The sequence below is a fragment of the Pseudomonas kilonensis genome (assembly GCF_001269885.1).
GTDB lineage: Bacteria > Pseudomonadota > Gammaproteobacteria > Pseudomonadales > Pseudomonadaceae > Aquipseudomonas > Aquipseudomonas kilonensis.
On record NZ_LHVH01000013.1, the window covers coordinates 1 to 26,823 of the forward strand.

The following is a 26,823-nucleotide window of genomic DNA, read 5'->3' on the forward strand; positions in this document are numbered from 1 at the left end:
TTGCTCGCGAAGGCGGTGTGTCAGTTGACATTGACGTATCTGACACGCCGCCTTCGCGAGCAAGCCCGCTCCCACAAGGGTTTGTGGTGAGCCGGATGTTTATGTCTACAACCGATTCGATGTGGGAGCGAGCCTGCTCGCGATGAACGCGACTCGGTGTCAGCACCCGACTCGCCACTGCTCCCACGGTGATCGTACAACCACGTTGCGCTATGATGTTGCCATTCAGCCGTTTACCGAGACACAGCCCCATGGAAAACCCGATCGACGTACCACGCTTTCCCCGCAAGCGCCGCAGCCTGGCGCAGGAGCTGGTGACGGTGTTGACCGAGCAGATTCGCGACGGCCTGCTCAAGCGTGGCGATAAATTGCCCACCGAGTCGGCGATCATGGAAGCCCATGGCGTCAGCCGTACGGTGGTGCGCGAGGCGATTTCCCGCTTGCAGGCGGCCGGCCAGGTGGAAACCCGCCATGGCATCGGCACCTTCGTGCTGGACACGCCGAGCCCGAGTGGTTTTCGCATCGACCCGGCCACCGTGGTCACCTTGCGTGACGTGCTGGCGATCCTGGAATTGCGCATCAGCCTGGAAGTGGAGTCCGCCGGGCTGGCGGCGCAGCGCCGCAGCGACGAGCAACTGGCCGCGATGCGCGCCGCCCTCGACGCCTTGAACGAAAGCGCCGCCCACGCCAGCGATGCGGTGGCCTCGGACTTCGCCTTCCACCTGGAAATCGCCCTGTCCACCGGCAACCGCTACTTCACCGACATCATGACCCACCTGGGCACCAGCATCATTCCGCGTACCCGGGTGAACTCGGCGCGCCTGGCCCACGATGACCAGCAGCGCTACATGAACCGCCTGAGCCGCGAGCACGAGGAGATCTACGACGCCATCGCCCGCCAGGACTCCGAGGCGGCTCGTGCGGCCATGCGCTTGCACCTGACCAACAGCCGCGAAAGGCTGCGCCAGGCCCATGAAGAGGCGCAGGCGCAGGGCTAGCTGCTGTCAGTTGAGATGAGGTGAGTCGCTGTTTCTGTGGCGAGGGGATTTATCCCCGCTGGGGTGCGAAGCAGCCCCACACTGACGCCTCTGTGTGTCAGATCGGATTGAGTCACCGCCTCTGGGGTTGCTGTGCAACCCAGCGGGGATAAATCCCCTCGCCACAGGGGAGCGGTGTCCGGCTTTGTATCTGTGTGCCCGTCTGACGAGTCGTAGGCGCGCAGCCCTACGCGTTGACCCGCAACATTTGCGGCTCGGATGTATCGGGATCCCAGCTCTCGTAGCTAACCTCGTAACGAAGCTCAACCAATTTGCCGAGGTAAGCGGTCAACTCGGCGTTGGTTACAGTCACTGTCACATCCTTGCGCGGCGTACCTTCTTCGCCCTCGGTCAGAGGTGTAAACGCGCCTGCCGGAGTTGGAGGCGTCGAGCCGACGCCCAAAGTCAGTTGGGCGTTCGAGTACGGTGCGAAAGGTGTATCCGGAATCTTCACGATTAACGCCGTTGTCTTTGACAGGCTGATTGTGATTTCCCCTGCGGTTGGAAAATCCTTGAGCGTGGGTTTCGCATACGTCGTCATGATGTCACTCCCTGTGAGGCCGCCCTGATCGTCGCGTACGGGCGGCTCACTTAAAAGATTGTGAAAGGGACTACGGCCGTGCCCAGCACAGCCATGCCTGGGTTATGCCCCCTTGCCCTGACGACGCCTACTGGCAAAGTTGACAGTGACGACGAGCGGTCCTGATGCTCGGGCGGCAAGTTTCATCCGTCTTCCAATCCCGCTCAAACCCCCGATTTACAAGGCTTCACGACAAACGCCCCGGTCCTGCCCCCCGACAAAAGACGAAATGCAGTTGACGTTCATATTTTAAGTTGTACGATGACCTACAACTTCACGTGAAGCTGAACCGTTTCCTACAACACATCATTTGCGTCCAGGGTGTTCGAATAATGAATCCACAAGAACTGAAGTCCATCCTCTCGTCTGGCCTGCTGTCGTTCCCGGTCACCGACTTTACTGCCCAAGGCGATTTCAATCGCGACAGCTACATCAAGCGCCTCGAGTGGCTGGCCCCGTATGGCGCCTCTGCTTTGTTCGCGGCGGGCGGCACCGGTGAATTCTTCTCCCTGGCCGCCAGCGAGTATTCCCAAGTCATCAAGACCGCCGTCGATACCTGCGCCACCAGCGTGCCAATCCTTGCCGGTGTTGGCGGTGCCACTCGCCAGGCCATCGAATACGCTCAAGAAGCCGAGCGCCTGGGTGCCAAGGGCCTGTTGCTGCTGCCGCACTACCTGACCGAAGCCAGCCAGGACGGCGTTGCCGCCCACGTTGAAGCCGTGTGCAAATCGGTGAAGATCGGCGTGGTGGTGTACAACCGCAACGTCTGCCGCCTGAACGCCACTTTGCTGGAACAACTGGCCGAGCGCTGCCCGAACCTGATCGGCTACAAGGATGGCCTGGGCGATATCGAACTGATGGTGTCGATCCGTCGCCGCCTCGGCGACCGCTTCAGCTACCTGGGCGGCCTGCCGACCGCTGAAGTCTATGCCGCGGCCTACAAGGCCCTGGGCGTGCCGGTCTACTCCTCGGCGGTGTTCAACTTCATCCCGAAAACCGCGATGGATTTCTACCACGCCATTGCCCGCGACGATCACGAGACCGTCGGCAAGATCATCGACGACTTCTTCCTGCCTTACCTGGACATCCGCAACCGCAAGGCCGGTTACGCGGTGAGCATCGTCAAGGCCGGCGCGAAGATCGTTGGTTATGACGCCGGCCCTGTGCGCACCCCGCTGACCGACCTGCTGCCAGAAGAATACGAAGCCCTGGCCGCGCTGATCGACAAGCAAGGCAAGCAGTAACAGACCCGATGAGGCCGCTGAGTAATCAGCGGCTTTTTGCGTAAGGCTTGTCGTTCCCACGCTCTGCGTGGGAATGCCGCCAGGGACGCTCTGCGTCCCCAGATCGCTTTTGTAGAAGGAGTAGCTCCGTGGCAGATTCAAAGCGTTTCGATAACTACATCAACGGTCAGTGGGTGGCCGGTGCCGACTATTGCACCAACATCAACCCGTCTGACTTGTCCGATGTCATCGGTGAATACGCCAAGGCTGACGCAGCGCAAGTCAATGCCGCCATTGAAGCCGCCCGCGCCGCCTTCCCGGCCTGGTCGACCTCGGGCATCCAGGCCCGTCATGATGCGCTGGACAAAGTCGGCAGCGAGATCCTCGCCCGCCGCGAAGAACTCGGCCAATTGCTGGCCCGGGAAGAGGGCAAGACCCTGCCCGAAGCCATCGGCGAAGTGACCCGCGCTGGTAACATTTTCAAATTCTTCGCCGGTGAATGCCTGCGCCTGTCGGGCGATTACGTGCCGTCGGTGCGCCCGGGCGTCAACGTCGAAGTCACCCGCGAAGCCCTCGGTGTGGTCGGCCTGATCACCCCGTGGAACTTCCCGATCGCCATTCCCGCGTGGAAAATCGCCCCGGCCCTGGCCTACGGCAACTGCGTGGTGATCAAACCTGCCGAGTTGGTGCCGGGCTGCGCCTGGGCCCTGGCCGAGATCATCTCCCGCGCCGGTTTCCCGGCCGGTGCGTTCAACCTGGTGATGGGCAGCGGCCGTGTGGTCGGCGAAGTCCTGGTCAACAGCCCGAAAGTCGACGGCATCAGCTTTACCGGTTCGGTGGGCGTGGGGCGGCAGATCGCCGTCAACTGCGTGTCGCGCCAGGCCAAGGTGCAGTTGGAGATGGGCGGCAAGAACCCGCAGATCATCCTCGACGACGCCGACCTCAAGCAGGCCGTCGAGCTGGCGGTACAGAGCGCGTTCTACTCCACCGGCCAGCGTTGCACGGCCTCGAGTCGCCTGATCGTCACCGCCGGCATCCACGACAAGTTCGTCGACGCCATGGCCGAGCGCATGCAGTCGATCAAGGTCGGCCATGCATTGAAGGCCGGCACCGACATCGGCCCGGTGGTTTCCGAAGCCCAGCTCAGCCAGGACTTGAAGTACATCGACATCGGCCAGAGCGAAGGTGCGCGGCTGGTCAGCGGTGGTGGCCTGGTGACGTGCGACACCGAAGGTTACTTCCTGGCACCGACCCTGTTCGCCGACAGCGAAGCCTCGATGCGCATCAGCCGCGAAGAGATCTTCGGCCCGGTGGCCAACGTCGTGCGCGTGGCTGACTACGAGGCGGCGCTGGCGATGGCCAACGACACCGAGTTCGGTCTGTCGGCCGGTATCGCCACCACCTCGTTGAAGTATGCCAACCACTTCAAGCGTCATTCCCAGGCGGGCATGGTGATGGTCAACCTGCCGACCGCCGGCGTGGATTACCACGTGCCGTTCGGCGGGCGCAAAGGTTCGTCCTATGGTTCGCGTGAGCAAGGTCGCTACGCGCAAGAGTTCTACACCGTGGTGAAGACCGCTTACATCGGCTCGTAAACGCAACACCGGCCGGGTTGGATTTCCAGCCCGGCCGTACAATCTGCTGACCCGCATAAAAATAAATAGTGGGAGTACTGTTACATGCAAGCGACCAAGCCGACTCACGTCCGCTATTTGATCCTGCTCATGCTGTTTTTGGTGACAACGATCAACTACGCCGACCGTGCCACCATCGCCATCGCAGGCTCCAGCCTGCAAAAAGACCTCGGCATCGATGCCGTCACCCTCGGTTATATCTTCTCCGCTTTCGGCTGGGCCTACGTGGCCGGGCAGATTCCCGGCGGCTGGCTGCTCGACCGTTTCGGGTCGAAAAAAATCTATGCCTTGAGCATTTTCACCTGGTCGCTGTTCACCGTGCTGCAGGGCTATGTCGGTGAGTTCGGCATGTCCACGGCCGTGGTTGCACTGTTCATGCTGCGCTTTCTGGTGGGGTTGGCCGAAGCGCCGTCCTTCCCGGGCAATGCACGGATCGTCGCCGCCTGGTTCCCGACCGCAGAACGCGGCACCGCCTCGGCGATCTTCAACTCGGCGCAGTATTTTGCCACCGTGTTGTTCGCACCGCTGATGGGCTGGATCGTCTACCGTTTCGGCTGGCAGCACGTGTTCATCGTGATGGGCGTGATCGGCATCGTGTTCTCGTTGATCTGGCTGAAAGTGATCTACAGCCCGCGTCAGCACCCGATGATCAACGAGGCCGAGTTCAATCACATCGCCGCCAACGGCGCGATGGTCGACATGGACCAGGACAAGGGCAAGGAAAAGGAAAAGAAAGCCGACGGTCCGAAGTGGGACTACATCCGCCAACTGCTGACCAACCGCATGATGCTCGGCGTGTACCTGGGCCAGTACTGCATCAACGGCATCACCTACTTCTTCCTGACCTGGTTCCCGGTGTACCTGGTGCAGGAACGCGGCATGACCATCCTCAAGGCCGGTTTCATCGCGTCCTTGCCGGCGATCTGCGGTTTTATCGGCGGCGTGCTGGGCGGGGTGATTTCCGATTACCTGCTGCGCAAGGGCCACTCCCTGACCTTCGCCCGCAAGACGCCGATCATCGCCGGCCTGCTGGTGTCCAGCAGTATCGTCGCGTGCAACTACGTCGACATCGAATGGATGGTGGTGGGCTTCATGGCCCTGGCCTTCTTCGGTAAAGGCGTCGGCGCACTGGGCTGGGCCGTGGTCTCCGACACGTCGCCAAAACAGATCGCCGGTTTGAGCGGTGGCCTGTTCAACACCTTTGGCAACCTGGCATCGATCACCACGCCAATCGTCATTGGCTACATCATTAGCTCCACAGGCTCGTTCAAATGGGCACTGGTGTTCGTCGGTTGCAACGCGCTGATGGCGGTGTTCAGCTACCTTGTCATCGTCGGGCCGATCAAGCGTGTGGTGCTCAAGGAACCAACGGCCAAGGATGCCGACATCGCCAGCCTGTCTGAAGCCAAGTCCTGAGGAGCGGCATCAATGCAACTGATTGAACATGCCGATTCGCCCCGTTACATCCGCCTGCATGAGCGGGACAACGTGGTGATCGTCGTCAATGACCAGGGCGTACCGGCCGGGACCGAGTTCCCGGACGGCCTGGTCACCGTCGACTTCGTACCGCAGAGTCACAAGGTCACCCTGGTGGACATTCCCGAGGGAGGCGAGGTGATTCGCTACGGCCAGGTCATTGGCTACGCGCTGCAACCGATCCCCCGTGGCAGCTGGGTCAAGGAAGACCAGTTGCGCATGCCCACCGCGCCGCCGCTGGACAGCTTGCCGCTGTCCACTGATGTGCCGGTGGCCGATGCGCCGCTGGAGGGCTACACCTTCGAGGGTTATCGCAACGCCGACGGTACCGTCGGCACGCGCAACATCCTGGGCATCACCACCACGGTGCAGTGCGTGACCGGGGTGCTGGACCATGCGGTCAAGCGCATCAAGGATGAGCTGCTGCCCAAGTACCCGAACGTCGATGACGTGGTGGCGCTGACCCACAGCTATGGCTGTGGCGTGGCGATCACTGCCACCGACGCCTACATCCCGATCCGCACCGTGCGCAACCTGGCGCGCAACCCGAACCTGGGGGGCGAGGCACTGGTGATCAGCCTGGGCTGCGAGAAATTGCAGGCCGGGCAGGTGATGCATGAAGGCGACAGTTCGGTGGACCTCAGCGAGCCGTGGTTGTATCGCTTGCAGGATTCCAGTCACGGTTTCACCGAAATGATCGAACAGATCATGGAACTGGCCGAGACCCGCCTGAAGAAACTCGACCAGCGCCGTCGCGAAACCGTGCCCGCCTCGGAGCTGATCCTGGGCATGCAGTGCGGCGGCAGCGATGCGTTTTCCGGTATCACCGCCAACCCGGCCCTGGGCTACGCCTCGGATCTGCTGCTGCGTGCCGGGGCGACGGTGATGTTCTCCGAAGTCACCGAAGTGCGCGATGCGATCTACCTGCTGACCTCTCGGGCGCAAACCCAGGAAGTCGCCCAGGAACTGGTGCGGGAAATGGACTGGTATGACCGTTACCTGGCCAAGGGCGAGGCTGATCGCAGTGCCAACACCACGCCGGGGAACAAGAAGGGTGGGTTGTCGAACATCGTCGAGAAGTCCCTGGGCTCGATCGTCAAGTCCGGCAGCAGCGCGATCAACGGCGTGCTCGGCCCGGGCGAGCGCTTCAAGCAAAAGGGCCTGATCTTCTGCGCCACACCGGCCAGTGATTTTGTCTGCGGCACGCTGCAACTGGCGGCGGGGATGAACCTGCATGTGTTCACCACCGGCCGAGGCACGCCGTACGGCTTGGCCATGGCTCCGGTGGTGAAGGTCTCGACCCGCACCGAACTGGCCCAACGCTGGCCGGACCTGATCGACATCGACGCCGGCCGGATCGCCACTGGACGGGCGACCATCGAGGAACTGGGCTGGGAGCTGTTCCACTACTACCTGGACGTGGCCAGCGGCAAGAAACAGACCTGGGCCGAGCGGCACAAGCTGTACAACGACATCACCTTGTTCAACCCGGCGCCGATTACCTGATGACTTCGTGATCGCTGGAGATCCAGTGTGGGAGCGGGCTTGCTCGCGATAGCGGTGGTTCAGTTTGCATTGATGTTGGATGTGCTGCCGTCTTCGCGAGCAAGCCCGCTCCCACAGGGGGGAATGCGGATTCTGTGACCGCCACAGATCCAGTGTGGGAGCGGGCTTGCCCGCGAATGCGGCAGTTCAGCTTGCATTAATGTTGGATGAGCCGACGTCTTCGCGAGCAAGCCCGCTCCCACAGGGGATGTGGGGCTGAATGTGGATTTTGTGTTCATCAAAGAACAAATGTGGGAGCGAGCCTGCTCGCGAAGACGCTTCACCAGACGCCAATGCCGTGAGTGGCTTATCATTAGCCACCTAACGACACTGCTCTCAAGGTCCCCGGCATGCTGGCAATTTTCTTCGAAACCCTGAACATCACCGCACCGGTGTTTGCCATGCTGTTTCTGGGGGCGTTGCTCAAGCGCATCAACTGGATCAACGACAACTTCATCCACATCGCCTCGTCCCTGGTGTTCAACGTCACCATGCCGGCGCTGTTGTTCCTCGGCATCCTCCATGCCGACCTGCATGCGGCGTTGCAGCCCGACCTGCTGATCTATTTTTCCATCGCTACCCTGGTGAGCTTTGCGATGGCCTGGGGCTGGGCGATCTGGCGTTGCCCGCGCGAAGATCGCGGCATCTATACCCAAGGTGCGTTTCGCGGCAACAACGGAGTCATCGGCCTGGCGCTGGCGGCGAGCATGTATGGCGACTACGGAATTTCCCTGGGGGCGATTCTCGCGGCGCTGGTGATCCTGTTCTACAACACCTTGTCGACCATCGTGCTGGCGGTCTACAGCCCGGTGATCAAGTCTGACCCATGGAGCATCTGCAAGAGTGTGATCAGCAACCCGCTGATCATCAGCGTGATCAGCGCCGCGCCGTTCGCCTATTGGCAGATCGGCCTGCCGAACTGGTTCGAGACCTCGGCCAAGTACCTGTCGCAAATGACCTTGCCCCTGGCATTGATCTGCATCGGCGGCACGCTGTCGCTGGCGGCCCTGCGCAAGAGCGGCAAGATGGCCCTGAGTTCGAGCCTGGTGAAAATGGTCGGCCTGCCGCTGCTGGCTACTTTGGGTGCCTGGCTCTGGGGCTTTCGCGGGGCGGAGCTGGGGATCCTGTTCCTGTACTTCGGCAGCCCCACCGCCGCCGCCAGTTACGTCATGGCCCGAGCGGCCGACGGCAACCATGAACTGGCGGCGGCGATCATCGTCATCACCACGCTGATGGCGGCGATTACCACCAACCTGGGGATCTTTGTGTTGCAGTGGGGTGGGTGGATCTAGCCTGCGACCTTCTGGATGGTTAAGGGTGGTGGCTCATTGGTATCATTGTGTCGGGACTTCATCAGACCAACACAAGGAAGACTATATGATCACTTTCGAAGAGGCTTTTTCCTTCGTCGATTACAGCGGCAAGCGTTCCATTTTGTTGGCAAATGGGTTTTCTCAAGCCTGGAACAAAGATGTTTTCAGTTACAAGAGTCTGTTTTCCAGCGCGCACTTCGGCGAAAGGCATCGGGTGATCCGACGTATCTTCGATACGTTCAACACATATGATTTTGAGAAAGTCATGAAACGGCTGATCGCCGCGGAAGATATCCTCAGGATCTACAATGCCGACCCGGATCTGATCAACGCGATCAAGGCTGATCAGGAAGCCATCAAAAACGCTCTGATAGAGGTGATATCGGCCACCCACCCGGCATTGCCTCGAGACGTGACGGATGAGCAATATGTTTCGGTGAGGAAATTTCTCAAGCCCTTCAGCAATGTGTTCACGCTTAATTATGACTTGTTGTTTTATTGGGCGAGAAACCAGTTTGGTCTCGAGCCGGAATACAACACCGACGACGGGTTTCGAGGCGGGCCATGGGAGGGGCCTGAAAGCCAGAATGTTCATTTCCTCCATGGCGGGCTACACATTTACGACACCCTGGGCGGTATTCGAAAACACGCGTGTTCAGATCAGGGCGAGTCGATCATTGAGCAAGTGAAATGGAACATGGAAAACAGGAAGTTCCCCACCTTTGTCTCAGAACCTACACATGAGCGAAAGAAGGTCAGAATCCAACACAACCCCTATCTCAGTTATTGTTTTGAGCGATTGGGCCGGTTGCAAGGGGTGTTGTTTATCTATGGGCATTCGTTCGATGACAATGACCGGCACATCTTCGATCAGATAAAACAGAGCTCGGTAAGCAAGGTTTTCGTGAGTGTTTACGGCGATAAGGACAGTGAAGACAATGTCTTGCTGAGGGGGCGCGCTCAAGCTTACCTGGGAGCGCACAGGGTGGAATTCTTCCAGGCTGAGAGCGCTCGAGTCTGGGGTTAGCGGTCGGGCCTCAAGAGCCATTCGCGAACAGGTCCATCTCCACATTATCATTGGGTGTGCGCGTTTAATGTGGGAGCGGGCTTGCTCGCGAAGAGGCCTGACCTGCCACTGCAAGGCTCAGGCTTTTATTCAGGCTTCTGATAGCTATCGATCACTTCCTGCGCCGCCCGAAACGCATCGATTGCCGCCGGCACGCCCGCGTACACCGCGCAATGCAGCAATGCCTCGCGAATCTCTTCCACCGTGCAGCCATTGTTCAGTGCACCGCGCACATGACCCTTGAGTTCCTGCGGGCACTTGAGGGCGGTGAGGGCGGCCAGGGTGATCAGGCTGCGGGTCTTGAGCGGCAAGCCGTCGCGGCTCCAGACGCTGCCCCAGGCATGTTCGTTGACGAAGTCCTGCAAGGGTTGGGTGAATTCGGTGGCGTTGCCCAGCGCGCGGTCGACGAACGCGTCGCCCATGACCTGGCGACGCATGTCCAGGCCGGTCTTTGGGGTGTCGGTCATGGCAAATCCCTCTTGTGGTGTTGGCGGCGCCAGGCGCGCAGGGAGGTGAACAGCAAAAACGCGAGCAGGGCCGGCAACACATAGAACAGCATGAGCCGTTCCAGTTGGCCGGCCAGGGGCATGCCGGTGGTGAACGACACCACGTGCAGCCCATAGGCCAGGTACAAGCCCAGCAACAGCAGGCCTTCGGCGCGGGTGACACGATAACCGGAATAGAACACCGGCAGGCACAGCACCGCCACGCCGAGCATCACCGGCAGGTCGAAATCCAGGGCGTTTGGCGAGACCGACAGTGGCGTGGGCGCGGCGAGGGCGGTGACTCCCAGCACGCCCAGCAGGTTGAACAGGTTGCTGCCGATCACGTTGCCTACCGCAATGTCCCGCTGGCCGCGCAGGGCGGCGATCAACGAGGTGGCGAGCTCCGGCAGCGAGGTGCTGACGGCGACGATGGTCAGGCCGATGATGCGCTCCGAGAGCCCCAGGTCCGTCGCCACTTCCACCGCTGCACCCAGCAGCAGGTGGCCGGCGAAAACCAGCATGGCCAGGCCCAGCACGATCATCGATAGGCTCTTGGGCCAGGACCCCTGGGTCACGGTGATACCCACGGTGTGCGGTCGCCCCGAGTGTCGCGATTGGCGCAGCAACAGGCCCAGGTACACCGCCAGGGCCACCAGCAGCCATACGCCGTCCAACCGGGTCAGTTCTTCATTCCAGGCCAGCACGAACACCAGCAGGCTGGCACCGATCATCAGTGGGATGTCCAGGCGCACCAGTTGGCGCGAGACGCGCAGCGGAATGATCAGCGCCGACAGCCCGAGGGTGACGAGGATGTTGAAAATGCTGCTGCCGATCACGCTGCCTACGGCGATGTCGGCGTTTTGCGCCAGGGTTGCCTGCAGGCTGACGGCCATTTGTGGCGCACTGCTGCCGAACGCGACGACGCTCAGACCGATGATCAGTGGCCGTACTTGCAAGCGTGCCGCCAGGCCCACGGCGGCTCGCACCAGCAGTTCGGCACCGCCGATGAGCAACAGCAGGGCGCCGAACAATTCGATCAGGCTGAGCAGCGGTAGGGCGGTGAGTAGGGAAATGGCCGGGCTCCGTCTATCAGTCGTCGAGGGCTTGCACGCGCACCCGTGCGGTGCCGCTGCGCAACATGCCCAGTTGTTCGGCGGCTGCGCGGGATACGTCGATCAAACGACCACGAGTATACGGGCCGCGGTCGTTGATGCGGACCACGACGCTGTCGTTGTTTTTCAGGTTGGTGACTTTCACCCGAGTGCCGAACGGTAACTGGCGATGGGCGGCGGTCAGGCCATTCTGGTTGAAACGCTCGCCGCTGGCGGTGCGCTTGCCATGGTGCCGGGCACCGTAATAAGAGGCGACGCCGGTCTGGTCGTAGCCGTGTGGATCGACCGTCCCACTCTGGCTGGCGCAACCGGCCAGCAGGGACAGCAGGGCGCAGGCGCCGAGGAGACGCTTCATGTAGGGTTTTCCAACGACAGATAGGGGAGCTGGCCAGTGGGAGCAAAGCCAGTGGAAACAAAGCCAGTGAGAGCAAAGCCTGTGGGAGCAAAGCTTGCTCGCGATGAACGATAACGCGGTCCACTGATGGATCGAGGTGTCTTCATCGCGAGCAAGCTTTGCTCCCACAGGCTCGCTCCCACAAGGGCGAAGGGAGCCAGGCTTGATATCTGGCTCCATGGCAATCAGCCCTCGAGCTTGCTTTTGAGCAGTTCGTTGACCTGTTGCGGGTTGGCCTTGCCCTTGGAGGCTTTCATGGCCTGGCCGACGAAGAAGCCGAACATCTTGCCGCGCTTGGCTTCGTCTGCCGCACGGTACTGTTCGACTTGCTCGGCGTTGGCCGCGAGCATTTCATCGAGCACGGCGGAAATCGCGCCGGTGTCGGTGACCTGCTTCAAGCCGCGCTTCTCGATGATCTCGTCGGCGCTGCCTTCACCAGTGGCCATGGCTTCGAACACCATCTTGGCGATCTTGCCGGAAATGGTGTTGTCCTTGATCCGCACCAGCATGCCGCCCAGTTGTTCGGCCGAGACCGGCGACTCATCGATTTCCAGGCCCTGTTTGTTCAACAGGCTGCCCAGCTCGACCATCACCCAGTTGGCCGCCAGCTTGGCGTCGCCGCCGATGCTCACGACTTTCTCGAAGTAATCGGCCTGTTCGCGGCTGGTGGCCAGGACGTTGGCGTCATAGCTCGACAACCCGAATTGCGCCTGGAAGCGCTCGCGTTTCTGTGGTGGCAGTTCCGGCAGGGTGGTGCGTACCTCGTCGAGGAACGAGTTCTCGATGACCACTGGCAGCAGGTCCGGGTCGGGGAAGTAACGGTAGTCGTTGGCTTCCTCTTTGCTGCGCATTGGACGGGTCTCGTCCTTGTTCGGGTCGTACAGGCGGGTCTGCTGGATGACCTTGCCACCGTCCTCGATGAGTTCGATCTGGCGCTGGATCTCGCTGTTGATCGCCTTCTCGATGAAGCGGAACGAGTTGACGTTCTTGATCTCGCAGCGGGTGCCGAATTCGACCTGGCCCTTGGGCCGGATCGACACGTTGCAGTCGCAGCGCAGCGAGCCTTCGGCCATGTTGCCGTCGCAGATGCCCAGGTAGCGCACCAGCGCATGGATCGCCTTGACGTAGGCCACGGCTTCCTTGGCGCTGCGCATGTCCGGCTCGGAGACGATTTCCAGCAGCGGCGTGCCGGCACGGTTCAGGTCGATGCCGGTGGCGCCGTTGAATTCTTCGTGCAGGCTCTTGCCGGCGTCTTCTTCCAGGTGCGCACGGGTGATGCCGACGCGCTTGACCGTGCCGTCTTCCAAGGCGATGTCCAGGTGGCCCTTGCCGACGATCGGCAGTTCCATCTGGCTGATCTGGTAGCCCTTGGGCAGGTCCGGGTAGAAGTAGTTCTTGCGGGCGAACACGTTGTGCTGGCCGATCTCGGCGTCAATCGCCAGGCCGAACATCACCGCCATGCGCACCGCTTCGGCGTTGAGCACCGGCAGTACACCGGGCATGCCCAGGTCCACCAGGCTGGCCTGGGTGTTGGGCTCGGAACCGAATGTGGTGGAGCTACCGGAAAAGATTTTCGACCGGGTGGTGAGCTGGGTATGAATCTCCAGCCCGATCACGACTTCCCATTGCATGTGTTTCTCCTCAGAAGCCGGTTGGGGTGCGGGTGTGCCAGTCAGTGTTCAACTGATACTGGTGGGCAACGTTCAACAGGCGGCCTTCCTGGAAATACGGCGCGAGCAACTGCACGCCCACCGGCAGGCCATCGACGAAACCGGCCGGCATGGACAGGCCCGGCAAGCCGGCGAGGTTGGCGGTGATGGTGTAGACGTCTTCCAGGTACTCGGCGACCGGGTCACTGTTCTTGGCACCGAGTTTCCAGGCCGGGTTTGGCGTGGTTGGGCCGAGGATGATGTCGACCTCATTGAAGGCGGCCATGAAGTCGTTCTTCACCAGGCGACGGATTTTCTGCGCCTTGAGGTAGTAGGCATCGTAGTAGCCGGCGGACAACGCGTAGGCGCCGACCATGATCCGGCGCTGCACTTCGGCACCGAAGCCTTCGCCACGGGAGCGCTTGTACAGGTCGATCAGGTTTTCCGGGTTCTCGCAGCGATAGCCGAAGCGCACGCCGTCGAAACGCGACAGGTTCGAGGAGGCTTCTGCCGGGGCGATCACGTAGTACGCGGGAATCGCGTGCTGCATGTTCGGCAGGCTGATTTCCTTGATGACCGCGCCGAGCTTCTCCAGCGCCTTGACGCTGTTGTGGACCAGTTCGGCGATGCGTGGGTCGAGGCCGGCGCTGAAGTATTCCTTCGGCACGCCGATGCGCAGGCCCTGCAGCGAGCCGTTGAGGCTGGCGCTGTAGTCCGGCACTGGTTCGTCGATGCTGGTGGAGTCGTTCGGGTCGAAGCCGGCCATGCCTTGCAGCAGGATCGCGCAGTCTTCGGCGGTGCGGGCCAGCGGGCCACCCTGGTCGAGGCTGGAGGCGTAGGCGATCATGCCCCAGCGCGAGACGCGACCGTAGGTCGGCTTCAGGCCAGTGAGGTTGGTGAACGCAGCCGGTTGGCGAATCGAACCGCCGGTGTCGGTGGCGGTGGCGGCCGGCAACAGGCGTGCGGCCACGGCGGCGGCGGAACCGCCGGACGAGCCGCCCGGTACGTGCTCCAGGTTCCACGGGTTTTTCACCGCGCCGTAGTAGCTCGACTCGTTGGCCGAGCCCATGGCGAACTCGTCCATGTTGGTCTTGCCCAGGGTCACGGTGCCGGCGGCGGCCAGCTTGGCGACCACGGTGGCATCGTACGGAGCCTTGAAGTTGTCGAGCATCTTCGAGCCGCAGCTGGTGCGGATGCCCTGGGTGCAGAACAAGTCCTTGTGGGCAATCGGCGCACCGAGCAGGGCGCCGGTTTCACCATTGGCGCGCCGGGCGTCGGCGGCCTTGGCCTGGCTCAGGGCCAGCTCCTGGGTGAGGCTGATGAAGCTGTTGAGCTGCGGATCGAGCTGGGCGATGCGCGCCAGCAGGACCTGGGTCAGCTCTTCGGAAGAAAACTTTTTATCGGCGAGTCCGCGGGCGATCTCGGCCAGGGTCATGTGATGCATGAGAGGCTCTTTCCCTTTAGTCGATGACTTTCGGAACCAGGTACAGGCCGTTTTCGACCGCTGGTGCGATGGACTGGTAGGCCTCGCGGTGATTGGACTCGGTCACGACGTCGGCGCGCAGGCGCTGGCTGGCTTCCAGCGGGTGTGCCAGTGGTTCGATACCGTCGGTATTGACCGCCTGCATCTCGTCGACCAGCCCCAGAATGCTGTTCAGGGCAGAAGTGATGTGTGGAAGATCGGCTTCATTGAGGCCCAGACAGGCCAGATGAGCGATTTTTTCCACGTCGGAGCGTTCAAGCGCCATGGGATTCTCCAGTGGAAAACAAAACGGACGTAATCTGTCCGTGTGTTAGATTGTCGGAACACTACCGCATTTCTACGGGTCTATACCCGCGATTGTGGGGTTTGGTGCACAGAAAAGCGGCCAATTTAACATATTGGCGCCTTGCCCAAAATCCCTGTCGTTGTTAGAGTTTGCCGCACTTTTTTACCCACGCGTTGCCTAGGGTCCCTTTCCCATGTTCAAGAAACTGCGTGGCATGTTTTCCAGCGATCTTTCCATTGACCTGGGCACTGCCAACACCCTTATTTACGTGCGCGAGCGCGGTATCGTCCTGAATGAGCCCTCGGTCGTGGCCATCCGCACCCACGGTAACCAGAAAAGTGTCGTGGCTGTCGGTACGGAAGCCAAGCGCATGCTGGGCCGTACACCGGGCAACATCGCAGCCATTCGCCCTATGAAGGACGGCGTGATCGCCGATTTCAGCGTCTGCGAAAAGATGCTGCAGTACTTCATCAACAAGGTTCACGAAAACAGCTTCCTGCAGCCCAGCCCTCGTGTGCTGATCTGCGTTCCATGCAAGTCCACCCAGGTAGAGCGTCGCGCTATCCGTGAATCGGCCCTCGGCGCCGGTGCCCGTGAAGTGTTCCTGATCGAAGAGCCAATGGCTGCTGCCATCGGTGCCGGCCTGCCGGTGGAAGAAGCCCGCGGCTCGATGGTCGTCGACATCGGTGGCGGTACCACTGAAATCGCGCTGATCTCCCTCAACGGTGTGGTCTACGCCGAATCCGTACGTGTGGGCGGCGACCGTTTCGACGAAGCGATCATCACTTATGTGCGTCGCAACTACGGCAGCCTGATCGGCGAATCCACCGCCGAGCGCATCAAGCAGGAAATCGGCACGGCCTACCCGGGCGGTGAAGTGCGCGAAGTCGACGTACGCGGTCGCAACCTGGCCGAAGGCGTTCCACGGGCCTTTACCCTCAACTCCAACGAAGTGCTCGAAGCGCTGCAAGAATCGTTGGCGACCATCGTCCAGGCCGTCAAGAGCGCCTTGGAGCAGTCGCCGCCGGAGCTGGCGTCGGACATCGCCGAGCGCGGCCTGGTGCTGACCGGTGGTGGCGCGCTGCTGCGTGACCTCGACAAGCTGCTGGCCCAGGAAACCGGGCTGCCGGTGATCGTTGCCGAAGACCCGTTGACCTGCGTTGCCCGCGGCGGTGGCCGTGCATTGGAAATGATGGACAAGCACACCATGGACCTGCTCTCCAGCGAATAAGTTGGCTGGATCGTCTATGTTGTTCGCTCCCGGGCAGCACTTTGCAGTGCTGCCCGTTGGCGTTTATCTTCTGTCATTCGTATCCAGGCCGGTTTGATGCCGTATGAATAAAGAAAACATTTGCCTGGGAGGAGCGGCCTATTAAACCGCTTTTCGCCAAAGGCCCCTCATTGGGTGTGCGCCTGCTGGTGCTGACCGTGCTCTCGGTCGCGCTGATGGTGGTCGATGCCCGCTTCACGCTGCTCAAGCCTGTGCGCAGCCAGATGTCGCTGGTGTTGATGGAGTCCTACTGGATCACCGACCTGCCGCAGCGCTTGTGGCAAGGTGTGGCCAGCCAGTTTGGCAGCCGGACCGAACTGGTCGCCGAAAACGAAAAACTCAAGACCGAAAACCTGCTGTTGCAGGGGCGCATGCAGAAGCTGGCGGCCCTCACCGAGCAGAATGTGCGGCTGCGCGAGTTGCTCAATTCTTCGGCGCTGGTCAACGAGAAGGTCGAAGTGGCCGAGTTGATCGGCATGGACCCCAACCCCTTCACCCATCGCATCCTCATCAACAAGGGCGAGCGCGACGGCGTTGTCCTCGGCCAGCCGGTGCTCGACGCCCGGGGCCTGATGGGCCAGGTGGTGGAGTTGATGCCCTACACCTCCCGGGTGCTGCTGCTGACCGATACTACCCACAGCATTCCCGTGCAGGTCAATCGTAACGGCTTGCGCGCGATTGCCAGCGGCACCGGCAACCCGGAACGCCTGGAACTGCGGCACGTGGCCGATACCGCGGACATCAAGGAAGGCGACCTGCTGGTCAGTTCCGGCCTCGGCCAGCGCTTCCCGGCCGGGTACCCGGTGGCGACGGTCAAGGAAGTCATCCATGACTCCGGCCAGCCGTTCGCCATTGTCCGCGCGGTGCCGACGGCTGCATTGAATCGCAGCCGCTACCTGCTGCTGGTCTTCAGCGACAACCGTACGCCCGAAGAGCGTGCCAACGATGCTGCCGTGGCCCAGGAAGCCCAGGACCGCCAGGGCGGCGAGTCGGCTGCCCCAGCGACAGCAACGCCTGCGCCTGTCCCGGTCGCGGTGCCAAAACCACCAGTGCCTGCACCGGCGACGGCGGCTCCGGCCACCACGCCAGCGGCAACCCCGGCCACCGCACCCGCCGCGCCTGCTGTGAGGCCGACCCGCTCGGCTACCCACGCGCCCGCCGCGCAGCCTGCTCAGCCAGCCCGGCCCGCCGCCCAACCGCCAGCCTCCACGCCGGCCACCGCGCCAGCCCCCAGGGGAGCACGAGAAGAATGAGCAGTACCCAATCCGGTAACGGCTGGATGGTCTGGCTGACCTTCGCCATCGGCCTGTTGCTCAGCGTTTCGCCGCTGCCGCAGTTCATGGAAATCCTGCGCCCACTGTGGCTGGCCCTGTTGCTGGCCTTCTGGGCGCTGGCCTTGCCGCACAAGGTCGGCATGGTCACCGCCTGGTGCCTGGGCCTGGCCGAGGACGTGCTTTATGGCACGTTGCTGGGGCAGAACGCGCTGATCCTGACGCTGATCACCTTCCTGGTGCTGTCGCTGCAACAACGCCTGCGGATGTTCCCCATGTGGCAGCAGTGCCTGGTGATCCTGGTGATCTTCGGCCTGGCGCAACTGGTGCAATTGTGGCTCAGCGCGCTGACCGGCAATCGCCAGCCGACCCTGGCGCTGGTCTTGCCAGCCCTGGTCAGCGCCTTGCTCTGGCCCTGGGTCAGCTTCGGTTTGCGTGGCCTGCGCCTGCGTTTCAAAATCAACTGATTCGGTCAGGCATTGGCCTTGATAGGGAGATGTCTTGATGAAACCGCTCTACCTCGCCTCAGGCTCGCCGCGTCGGCGTGAACTGCTCACGCAGATCGGCGTGTCCTTTACCGCCATCGGCGCGGACATCGACGAAACGCCCCTGGACCACGAAACCCCTTCGGCCTATGTCGAGCGCCTGGCGCGCGGCAAGGCCGAGGCGGGTCGGCGAGCCCTGGACGCCGGCATGGATGGCTGCGTGCTGGGCGCCGATACGGCTGTGGTACTGGACGGGCGAATTCTCGGAAAACCCGTGGACCAGGCCGATTCCATGACGATGCTCTTGAGCCTGTCCGGTCGCGAACATGACGTATTGACCGCCATTGCCATACTGGATGGGCAGCGTTGCGAATCCCGTGTTGTGCGCAGCCGGGTGCGCTTTCGGTCGATCACGGAACAGGAAGCGGCGGCCTACTGGGCCAGCGGTGAACCCCGGGACAAGGCCGGCGGCTATGGTATTCAAGGGCTGGGCGCGGTGTTCGTCGCCGGGCTTGAAGGCAGTTATTCAGCCGTGGTCGGCCTGCCGCTGTGCGAAACCGCAGAACTACTGGGCCATTTCGGCATACCCTGTTGGCAAACCTTGAGCGCGCGCTGAGCGCCGTCTGACTTGATGCGGCCATAATCGTGAACATGCCTGAACGAGACCCTGCCATGAGTGAAGAGATCCTGATCAACATCACGCCGATGGAATCGCGCGTGGCGGTGGTTGAAAACGGTGTGCTGCAAGAGGTCCACGTCGAGCGCACGCAAAAGCGTGGCATCGTCGGCAATATCTATAAAGGCAAGGTGGTGCGGGTGCTGCCGGGCATGCAGGCGGCCTTCGTCGACATCGGCCTGGACCGCGCGGCATTCATCCACGCGTCGGAAATTTCCATGCGCGAAGGGCCGGCCGTGGAGAGCATCAGCGCCCTGGTGCACGAAGGCCAGAGCCTGGTGGTGCAGGTCACCAAGGACCCCATTGGCTCCAAGGGCGCGCGCCTGACCACGCAACTGTCGATTCCGTCGCGCTACCTGGTGTACATGCCGCGTACCGCTCACGTTGGCATTTCCCTGAAGATCGAAGACGAAGCCGAGCGCGAGCGCCTCAAGCAGGTGGTCAGCGACTGCGTGGAAAAAGAAGGCATCAAGGAAGCCGGTGGGTTCATCTTGCGCACGGCCGCCGAGGGGGCCGGGGCCGATGAGATCCTCATGGACATCCGCTACCTGCGCAGGCTTTGGGACCAGATCGCCGCGCAGATCAAGACCATCGCCACCCCCAGCGTGATCTACGAGGACCTGGGCCTGGCGCTGCGGACCTTGCGGGATCTGGTCAGCCCCAAGATCGAGAAAATCCGCATCGACTCCCGGGAAACCTTCCAGAAGACCACCCAGTTTGTCGCCGAACTGATGCCGGAAATCGCCGACCGCCTCGAGCATTACCCTGGCGAACGGCCGATTTTCGACCTGTACGGCGTCGAAGACGAAATCCAGAAAGCCCTTGAACGCAAGGTACCGCTCAAGTCCGGCGGCTACCTGGTGGTCGATCCGGCCGAGGCCATGAGCACCATCGACGTCAACACCGGGGCGTTCGTCGGCCATCGCAACCTGGAAGAGACCATCTTCAAGACCAACCTGGAAGCCGCCACGGCCATCGCCCGGCAACTGCGGCTGCGCAACCTGGGTGGGATCATCATCATCGACTTCATCGACATGGAAGATGAAGAGCACCAGCGCCAAGTGCTGCGGACCCTGGAAAAACAACTCGAACGCGACCACGCCAAGACCAACATCATCGGTATCACCGAGCTGGGCCTGGTGCAGATGACCCGCAAGCGCACCCGCGAAAGCCTTGAGCAGGTGCTGTGCGAGCCGTGCAGCAGTTGCCAGGGTCGGGGCAAGCTCAAGACCCCGGAAACCGTGTGTTACGAAATCTTCCGGGAAATTCTCCGGGAGGCGCGCGCCTACCAGGCGACTGGCTATAGAGTGTTGGCGAACCAGAAAGTGGTGGATCGCCTGCTCGACGAGGAGTCAGGCAATGTCGCGGAGCTGGAAGCGTTCATCGGACGCACGATTCGCTTCCAGGTGGAAACCATGTATTCCCAGGAACAATACGACGTGGTGTTGCTCTGAAGAGCTTGGGAAGCGGCGGGCCCGCGGATTTGATTGTCTTTGCCAGGGGAGCCCACTGACATGGAGCGTCTGACACGCATTTTGGCGGCGCTGACTCGCTGGGGGCTGGGGCTGTGTGCGCTGCTGCTGGTGCTGCTGGCGTTGTACGTCAGCCTCGGTCGCGAGCTGGTCCCGTTGGTGGCTGAATACCGCGCCGAGGTCGAGACCCAGGCCAGCGTCGCCTTGGGCATGCCTGTGCACATCGGAAGCCTCGACGGTAGCTGGAGCGCCCTGGCGCCGATCCTGGCGGCGCGCGACGTGGTGGTCGGCGAAGGCCCCAATGCGTTGCACCTGGATCAGGTGCGAGCCGTGCCTGATCTATGGGACAGCCTGCTGGCACGCCAGGTGCGCATTGCCCACCTGGAAGTCAGCGGCCTGAAGATCAGCCTCAAGGAGGGCGCCGACGGCAAGTGGGCCCTGGAAGGCCTGCCGGTGAAGGACGACCAGCCCCTCGATCCGCAGCAATTGCTCGAACGCATGCAGGTGGTTTCCAAGTTCTCGCTGCTCGATAGCCAGGTGACCTTGCAACCCGTCGAGCAACCACCGCTGACCCTCACCTACGTCGGCTTGAGCCTGCGCACCGGCGTCACCCGCCAGCGCCTGGACGCACGCCTGACCCTGCCGGACGGCCAGCCGGTGGCGATCAACCTGCGTACCCGCCTGCGCGCCAGCGACTGGAAGAATGGCCAGGCCGATGCGTACCTGAGCCTGCCGCAAAGCGACTGGTCCAAATGGCTGCCGAAACGCCTGACCCAGCAATGGAATTTTTCCCGGATCAAGGCCGGTGGCGAATTCTGGCTGAGTTGGGGGGGCGGTACGGTGCAAAGCGCGGTCATGCGCTTGAATGCGCCTGACATCCAGGGTGCCTACGCCGAGCGCAAGCCGGTGCAAATCCATAACCTGGCGCTCAATGGATATTTCCAGCGTGGCGACCAGGGATTTACTGCGACCTTCGATTCCCTGGCGATGAACCTGGGCGAAACCCGCTGGGAATCGCGCCTGCAACTGCAGCAGAGTGCCGCCACCGAAAAGGCCGAGGAGCGCTGGCACCTGCAGGCCGACCGCCTCGACCTGACTCCGCTCACGCCGTTGCTCAATGCCCTGGCGCCGTTGCCCGAAGGCCTGGCGACGACCATCGACCATCTCAAGGTGACCGGTGCCCTGCGCAACGTGCTGTTGGACTACCGGCCGCAAAACACCGGTGACCAGAAAGTCAGCTTCGCCACCAACCTGGAGACCGTGGGCTTTGATGCCTATCGCGGCGCCCCGGCTGCGCGCAACGTATCCGGGAGCCTGAGCGGTGACCTCGGTGGCGGCGAGTTGCGCATGGACAGCAAGGATTTTTCCCTGCACCTGGACCCGATTTTCGCCAAGCCCTGGCAATACCTGCAGGCCAACGCCCGGTTGACCTGGAAGCTCGACAAGCAAGGCTTCACCTTGATCGCGCCGTACTTGAAGGTGCTGGGCGAGGAGGGCCGGATTGCCGGCGACTTCCTGATCCGCCTGCATTTCGACCACAGCCAGGAAGACTACATGGACCTGCGGGTCGGCCTGGTGGACGGTGACGGACGCTACACCGCCAAGTACCTGCCGGCGGTCCTCAGCCCGGCGCTGGATGAGTGGCTGCGCACGGCCATCGTCAAGGGCGCGGTGGATGAGGGCTTTTTCCAGTACCAAGGCTCGCTCAATCACGGTGCCGGGGACGCGGCGCGCAGCATCAGCCTGTTTTTCAAGGTGCATGACGCCGAACTGGCGTTCCAGCCGGGCTGGCCTTCGGTCAGCAAGGTCAGCGGCGATGTCTTCGTCGAAGACAGCGGCGTGCGCATCTTCGCCAGCCAAGGACAATTGCTCGATACCCAGATCAAGGATGTTTCGGTGAACATTCCCCATGTACCCAGCGGGCAGAGTGTTCATCTGTTTCTGGACGGCGGGTTCGCTGGCGGACTGGGTGACGGTCTGAAAATCCTCCAGACCGCGCCGATCGGGACCGCCGAGACATTCGCCGGCTGGGAAGGCGAGGGCGACCTGCAAGGCAGCGTCAAGCTCGATATCCCCCTGGTCAAAGGCGAGCAACCGAAGATCCTGGTGGACTTCGTCACCGACAAGGCCCGTCTCAAGCTCAGCGAGCCGGTACTGGAACTGACTCAGCTCAAGGGCGATTTCCGCTTCGACAGCAACAAGGGCTTGAGCGGCAAGGGCATCAGTGCCCGGGCATTCGACCGGCCCGTGACCGCACAGATTTTTGCCGAGGGCCGCGCCGGAGCGCTCAACACACGGGTCGCTGCGTCCGGGCAGGTGGAGATCAAGAAACTCACCAGTTGGCTGAGTGTCACCCAGCCGTTGCCGGTATCGGGTGTCGTGCCCTACCAGTTGCAAGTGATCCTTGATGGCGCCGATAGCCAGTTGTCGGTCAGTTCCAACCTCAAGGGCGTGGCCATCGACCTGCCGGCGCCTTTCGGCATGGCCGCCAATGCCGGGCGCGACACGATGTTTCGCATGACCCTGCAAGGGCCGGAGCGGCGTTACTGGGTCGATTATGGCGACTTGGCCAGTTTCACTTACGCCGCGCCGAGCGGCAAAGTCGCCGACGGTCGTGGCGAATTGTTGCTGGGTGCCGGCGATGCGGTGCTGCCCGGGGCCAAGGGGCTGCGACTGCGCGGCAAACTGTCGGAGCTGGACGTGAGTCCCTGGCAGGACCTGGTGAACAAGTACGCCGGCCAGGATCCAGGCGGCAGCGCCAAGCAACTGCTCAGCAGCGTCGACCTGAGCGTCGGCAAGCTCACGGCCATGGGCACCACCCTGGACCAGGTATCGGTGCAACTGGACCGCAAGCCGGACGCCTGGGCCATGCGGCTCGACAGCCAGCAGGCCAAGGGCAATGTCAGCCTGCCAGATGCAAAGGCCGCACCGATTGGTATCACGCTTGATTATGTTCGCCTGCCGGCCACAGACCCGACGGTCCAGGCGGATGAAAACGCTCCGGACCCGTTGGCCTCGGTCGATCCCGGCAAAATCCCGGCCATGGATATTGCCATCGACCAATTGTTCCAGGGCCCCGATCTCATCGGTGCGTGGTCGTTGAAAGTGCGCCCTACCGCCAAGGGTATCGCGCTGAACAATCTGGACATGGGCCTCAAGGGCATGGTGTTGAACGGCAGTGGCGGCTGGGAAGGCGCGCCCGGTTCCACCAGCAGTTGGTACAAGGGCCGTATCAGCGGCAAGAACCTGGTCGACATACTCAAGAACTGGGGTTATGCCCCGAGTGTGACCAGCCAGACCTTCCGCCTGGATGTCGATGGTCGCTGGCCCGGCTCGCCGGCGTGGGCTGCCACCAAGCGTTTTTCCGGCAGCCTCGACGCTTCGCTGAGCAAAGGCCAGTTTGTTGAAATTGAAGGCAGCGCCCAGGCGTTGCGGGTATTTGGCCTGCTCAACTTCAACTCCATCGGCCGACGCCTGCGCCTGGACTTCTCCGACCTGTTCAGCAAAGGCTTGAGCTACGACCGGGTCAAAGGGCTGCTGGTGGCGAGCGACGGTGTGTACGTGACCCGCGAACCCATTACCCTGACCGGGCCGTCGAGCAATCTGGAACTCAACGGCACGCTGGACATGGTGGCCGACCGGGTCGACGCCAAGCTGCTGGTGACGCTGCCGGTGACCAACAACCTGCCGATCGCCGCGCTGATCGTTGGCGCACCGGCGGTGGGTGGGGCGCTGTTTCTGATCGACAAACTGATCGGTGACCGCGTAGCGCGCTTTGCCAGCGTAAGATACGACGTCAAGGGGCCGTGGAAAGAACCGAAGATCACCTTCGACAAGCCGTTCTGACAGGTGATGCGATAACCCCTGTGGGAGCGAGCCTGTGGGAGCAAAGCTTGCTCGCGATTGCGGTGTATCAGTCAGCCTGTATGTTGAATGTACCTGCCTCATCGCGAGCAAGCTTTGCTCCCACAGCCGCCTTGGACGAGGATAAAAAAGAGGGAAGCTCCATGCCAGTCGCAGTGATTCAAATGGTCAGCCAAAGCGATGTGCTCGCCAACCTGGCCCGTGCCCGTGTGCTGCTGGAGCAGGCTGCCGCGGGCGGTGCAAGGCTGGCGGTGCTGCCGGAGAATTTCGCGGCGATGGGCCGGCGGGACATTGCCGATATCGGTCGTGCCGAAGCCTTTGGTCAGGGACCGATCCTGCCCTGGTTGAAACAGACCGCCCGAGACCTCAAGTTATGGATTGTGGCCGGCACGTTGCCGTTGCCGCCAGTGGACCAGCCCGAGGCCAGGTCCCATGCCTGTTCGTTGCTGGTCGACGATCAGGGCCAGATCGTCGCGCGCTACGACAAGTTGCACCTGTTCGATGTGGATGTGGCGGACAATCGCGGGCGCTATCGCGAGTCGGATGACTATGCTTATGGCGCTAACGTGGTGGTTGCCGATACCCCCGTGGGCCGGGTGGGCCTGACGGTCTGTTATGACTTGCGGTTTCCGGAGCTCTTCAGCGAGCTGCGGGCTGCCGGGGCCGAACTGATCACGGCGCCGTCGGCGTTTACCGCGGTGACCGGCGCGGCTCATTGGGAGGTGCTGATCCGTGCCCGGGCCATCGAGACCCAGTGCTATGTGCTGGCGGCCGCCCAGGGCGGCGTGCATCCGGGGCCGCGGGAAACCTTTGGCCATGCCGCGATTGTCGACCCCTGGGGCCGTGTGCTGGCACAACAGGATCAAGGCGAGGCCGTGCTGCTGGCCGAGCGCGACAGCAGTGAACAAGCGTCCATCCGGGCGCGCATGCCGGTGGTCAGCCATCGGCGCTTTTTCTCGCAGGGCGCTCGACAGCGGCCTGTCCAAGACGACGAATTCAAGGCGTAAATCATATGAGCGGGTTGTTGTCCTCAGTCAGTGAACACCTTCTAGCCCCCGGCGGCGTGACCCTCGAAAGCCTGCAAGGCGTGCTGGGCGACCTGGCCGGCCCGGGCATCGATGCGGCCGACCTGTATTTCCAGGGGCAGATCTCCGAGTCCTGGTCGCTGGAAGACGGCATCGTCAAGGAAGGCAGTTTCAACCTTGACCAGGGCGTAGGCGTGCGCGCCCAGTCCGGGGAAAAGACCGGTTTTGCCTACAGCAACGCCATCACCCTCGAAGCCCTCGGCGCTGCTGCCCGTGCGGCCCGCTCGATCTCCCGCGCCGGGCAGAACGGCACGGTCCAGGCGTTCAGCAGCCAGGACGTGGCGCAGTTGTATGCGCCGGATAACCCCCTTGAAGTCATGAGCCGCGCCGAAAAAGTCGAGCTGCTCAAGCGCATCGACGTCGCCACCCGTGCCCTCGACCCGCGCATCCAGCAAGTGTCGGTCAGCATGGCTGGGGTCTGGGAACGGATCCTGGTGGCTTCCACCGACGGCGGCCTGGCGGCGGACGTGCGGCCGCTGGTGCGGTTCAACGTCAGTGTGATCGTCGAGCAGAACGGTCGCCGTGAGCGCGGCGGCCATGGCGGCGGCGGGCGCACCGACTACCGTTATTTCCTCAGCGAAGACCGTGCCATGGGCTACGCCCGCGAAGCGCTGCGTCAGGCGCTGGTCAACTTGGAGGCCATTCCGGCCCCGGCAGGTACATTGCCGGTGGTGCTGGGGTCCGGTTGGTCCGGCGTGCTGTTGCACGAAGCGGTGGGACACGGCCTGGAAGGCGATTTCAACCGCAAGGGCAGTTCGGCCTACAGCGGGCGCATGGGGGAAATGGTCGCCTCGAAACTCTGCACCATTGTCGATGACGGCACCCTGGCCGGGCGTCGTGGCTCCCTGAGCGTCGACGATGAAGGCACCCCGACCGAATGCACCACGCTGATCGAGAACGGCGTGCTCAAGGGCTACATGCAGGACAAGCTCAACGCCCGGTTGATGGGCGTGGCCCGCACGGGCAACGGTCGCCGTGAATCCTACGCGCACCTGCCGATGCCGCGCATGACCAACACCTACATGCTCGGTGGTCAAAGCGATCCGGCGGAAATCATCGCCTCGGTGAAAAAAGGCATCTATTGCGCCAACCTCGGCGGTGGCCAGGTGGACATCACCAGCGGCAAGTTCGTGTTCTCCACCAGCGAGGCCTACCTGATCGAAGACGGCAAGATCACCGCACCGGTCAAGGGTGCGACCCTGATCGGCAACGGGCCGGAGGCGATGAGCAAGGTGTCGATGGTCGGTAACGACCTGGCGCTGGACAGCGGTGTGGGCACGTGCGGCAAGGACGGGCAATCGGTGCCGGTGGGCGTCGGCCAGCCGACCCTGAAGATCGATGCGATTACCGTGGGTGGCACGGGCGCATGAGGATCTACACAATCCTTATAGAAGCTGTGTAGAAACTATGTGTGTAG

22 protein-coding genes are annotated in these 26,823 nt (G+C 62.2%); 15 read left to right on the top strand and 7 right to left on the bottom strand.

What is annotated here, in order from left to right; genetic code table 11:
- The first annotated feature begins 251 nt into the window (after positions 1-251).
- Complete coding sequence (locus tag AD662_RS04290) at positions 252-998, top strand: FadR/GntR family transcriptional regulator (protein WP_018601868.1); 747 nt, start codon at positions 252-254, stop codon at positions 996-998.
- A gap of 226 nt (positions 999-1,224) precedes the next feature.
- Here the strand turns inward: AD662_RS04290 and AD662_RS04295 are convergent, their stop codons facing one another.
- Positions 1,225-1,578, bottom strand: a complete 354-nt coding sequence (locus AD662_RS04295) for a hypothetical protein (protein ID WP_053185697.1) — start codon at positions 1,576-1,578, stop codon at positions 1,225-1,227.
- Positions 1,579-1,949: 371 nt separating this feature from the next.
- Between AD662_RS04295 and kdgD the strand changes: the two genes are divergently transcribed.
- The 6 genes from kdgD to AD662_RS04325 all read left to right on the top strand — a co-directional run bounded on the left by kdgD (position 1,950) and on the right by AD662_RS04325 (position 9,835).
- Complete coding sequence (kdgD, locus tag AD662_RS04300; RefSeq protein ID WP_003177964.1) at positions 1,950-2,861, top strand: 5-dehydro-4-deoxyglucarate dehydratase; 912 nt, start codon at positions 1,950-1,952, stop codon at positions 2,859-2,861.
- Between the two features lie 128 nt (positions 2,862-2,989).
- Positions 2,990-4,435, top strand: coding sequence for an aldehyde dehydrogenase family protein (locus AD662_RS04305; protein WP_053185700.1), 1,446 nt, complete (start codon positions 2,990-2,992; stop codon positions 4,433-4,435).
- Between the two features lie 84 nt (positions 4,436-4,519).
- Entirely contained in the window at positions 4,520-5,890 is a 1,371-nt protein-coding gene (locus tag AD662_RS04310) for an MFS transporter (RefSeq protein ID WP_053185703.1), read from the top strand.
- Positions 5,891-5,902: 12 nt separating this feature from the next.
- Positions 5,903-7,456: a galactarate dehydratase gene (gene garD / locus AD662_RS04315; protein ID WP_003197806.1), complete on the top strand. Its 1,554-nt coding sequence runs from the start codon at positions 5,903-5,905 to the stop codon at positions 7,454-7,456.
- Between the two features lie 389 nt (positions 7,457-7,845).
- Positions 7,846-8,787, top strand: a complete 942-nt coding sequence (locus AD662_RS04320; protein WP_018601852.1) for an AEC family transporter — start codon at positions 7,846-7,848, stop codon at positions 8,785-8,787.
- A gap of 85 nt (positions 8,788-8,872) precedes the next feature.
- Positions 8,873-9,835 carry a DUF4917 family protein gene (locus tag AD662_RS04325; protein WP_053178201.1) on the top strand — a complete coding sequence of 321 codons (963 nt, stop codon included), beginning with the start codon at positions 8,873-8,875 and terminating at the stop codon, positions 9,833-9,835.
- A 125-nt stretch (positions 9,836-9,960) separates the two neighbouring features.
- Here AD662_RS04325 and AD662_RS04330 read toward each other — a convergent pair whose 3' ends face one another.
- From AD662_RS04330 to gatC, 6 genes are all read right to left on the bottom strand, one after another.
- A complete protein-coding gene (locus AD662_RS04330; protein WP_053178202.1) occupies positions 9,961-10,341 on the bottom strand; it encodes a carboxymuconolactone decarboxylase family protein in 381 nt (126 codons plus the stop codon).
- Positions 10,338-11,399, bottom strand: a complete 1,062-nt coding sequence (locus AD662_RS04335; protein ID WP_024616068.1) for a calcium/sodium antiporter — start codon at positions 11,397-11,399, stop codon at positions 10,338-10,340. The genes AD662_RS04330 and AD662_RS04335 overlap by 4 nt, the downstream gene beginning before the upstream one ends.
- Before the next feature lie 49 nt (positions 11,400-11,448).
- On the bottom strand, positions 11,449-11,826 hold the full coding sequence (locus tag AD662_RS04340; protein WP_014336618.1) for a septal ring lytic transglycosylase RlpA family protein: 378 nt from the start codon (positions 11,824-11,826) through the stop codon (positions 11,449-11,451).
- A 224-nt stretch (positions 11,827-12,050) separates the two neighbouring features.
- Positions 12,051-13,496: an Asp-tRNA(Asn)/Glu-tRNA(Gln) amidotransferase subunit GatB gene (gatB, locus tag AD662_RS04345; RefSeq protein ID WP_018601845.1), complete on the bottom strand. Its 1,446-nt coding sequence runs from the start codon at positions 13,494-13,496 to the stop codon at positions 12,051-12,053.
- 10 nt (positions 13,497-13,506) lie between these two features.
- Positions 13,507-14,958, bottom strand: coding sequence for an Asp-tRNA(Asn)/Glu-tRNA(Gln) amidotransferase subunit GatA (gene gatA, locus AD662_RS04350; protein ID WP_018601844.1), 1,452 nt, complete (start codon positions 14,956-14,958; stop codon positions 13,507-13,509).
- 16 nt (positions 14,959-14,974) lie between these two features.
- Complete coding sequence (gatC, locus tag AD662_RS04355; protein ID WP_003197816.1) at positions 14,975-15,262, bottom strand: Asp-tRNA(Asn)/Glu-tRNA(Gln) amidotransferase subunit GatC; 288 nt, start codon at positions 15,260-15,262, stop codon at positions 14,975-14,977.
- 214 nt (positions 15,263-15,476) lie between these two features.
- On the opposite strand from gatC, the gene mreB reads away from it, so the two are divergent.
- From mreB to tldD, 8 genes are all read left to right on the top strand, one after another.
- Positions 15,477-16,514, top strand: coding sequence for a rod shape-determining protein MreB (gene mreB / locus AD662_RS04360; protein ID WP_002555108.1), 1,038 nt, complete (start codon positions 15,477-15,479; stop codon positions 16,512-16,514).
- A gap of 140 nt (positions 16,515-16,654) precedes the next feature.
- On the top strand, positions 16,655-17,806 hold the full coding sequence (mreC, locus tag AD662_RS04365) for a rod shape-determining protein MreC (RefSeq protein ID WP_074849552.1): 1,152 nt from the start codon (positions 16,655-16,657) through the stop codon (positions 17,804-17,806).
- Complete coding sequence (gene mreD, locus AD662_RS04370) at positions 17,803-18,291, top strand: rod shape-determining protein MreD (protein WP_003197820.1); 489 nt, start codon at positions 17,803-17,805, stop codon at positions 18,289-18,291. The genes mreC and mreD overlap by 4 nt, the downstream gene beginning before the upstream one ends.
- A gap of 37 nt (positions 18,292-18,328) precedes the next feature.
- Positions 18,329-18,925, top strand: coding sequence for a Maf family protein (locus AD662_RS04375; RefSeq protein WP_053185706.1), 597 nt, complete (start codon positions 18,329-18,331; stop codon positions 18,923-18,925).
- A 56-nt stretch (positions 18,926-18,981) separates the two neighbouring features.
- Positions 18,982-20,439, top strand: a complete 1,458-nt coding sequence (gene rng, locus AD662_RS04380) for a ribonuclease G (protein ID WP_018613976.1) — start codon at positions 18,982-18,984, stop codon at positions 20,437-20,439.
- A 60-nt stretch (positions 20,440-20,499) separates the two neighbouring features.
- Entirely contained in the window at positions 20,500-24,303 is a 3,804-nt protein-coding gene (locus AD662_RS04385) for a YhdP family protein (protein ID WP_053185709.1), read from the top strand.
- A gap of 161 nt (positions 24,304-24,464) precedes the next feature.
- Positions 24,465-25,328: a carbon-nitrogen hydrolase family protein gene (locus AD662_RS04390; RefSeq protein WP_018613980.1), complete on the top strand. Its 864-nt coding sequence runs from the start codon at positions 24,465-24,467 to the stop codon at positions 25,326-25,328.
- Between the two features lie 5 nt (positions 25,329-25,333).
- Entirely contained in the window at positions 25,334-26,776 is a 1,443-nt protein-coding gene (tldD, locus tag AD662_RS04395; RefSeq protein WP_003197828.1) for a metalloprotease TldD, read from the top strand.
- The last annotated feature ends 47 nt before the right edge of the window (positions 26,777-26,823 follow it).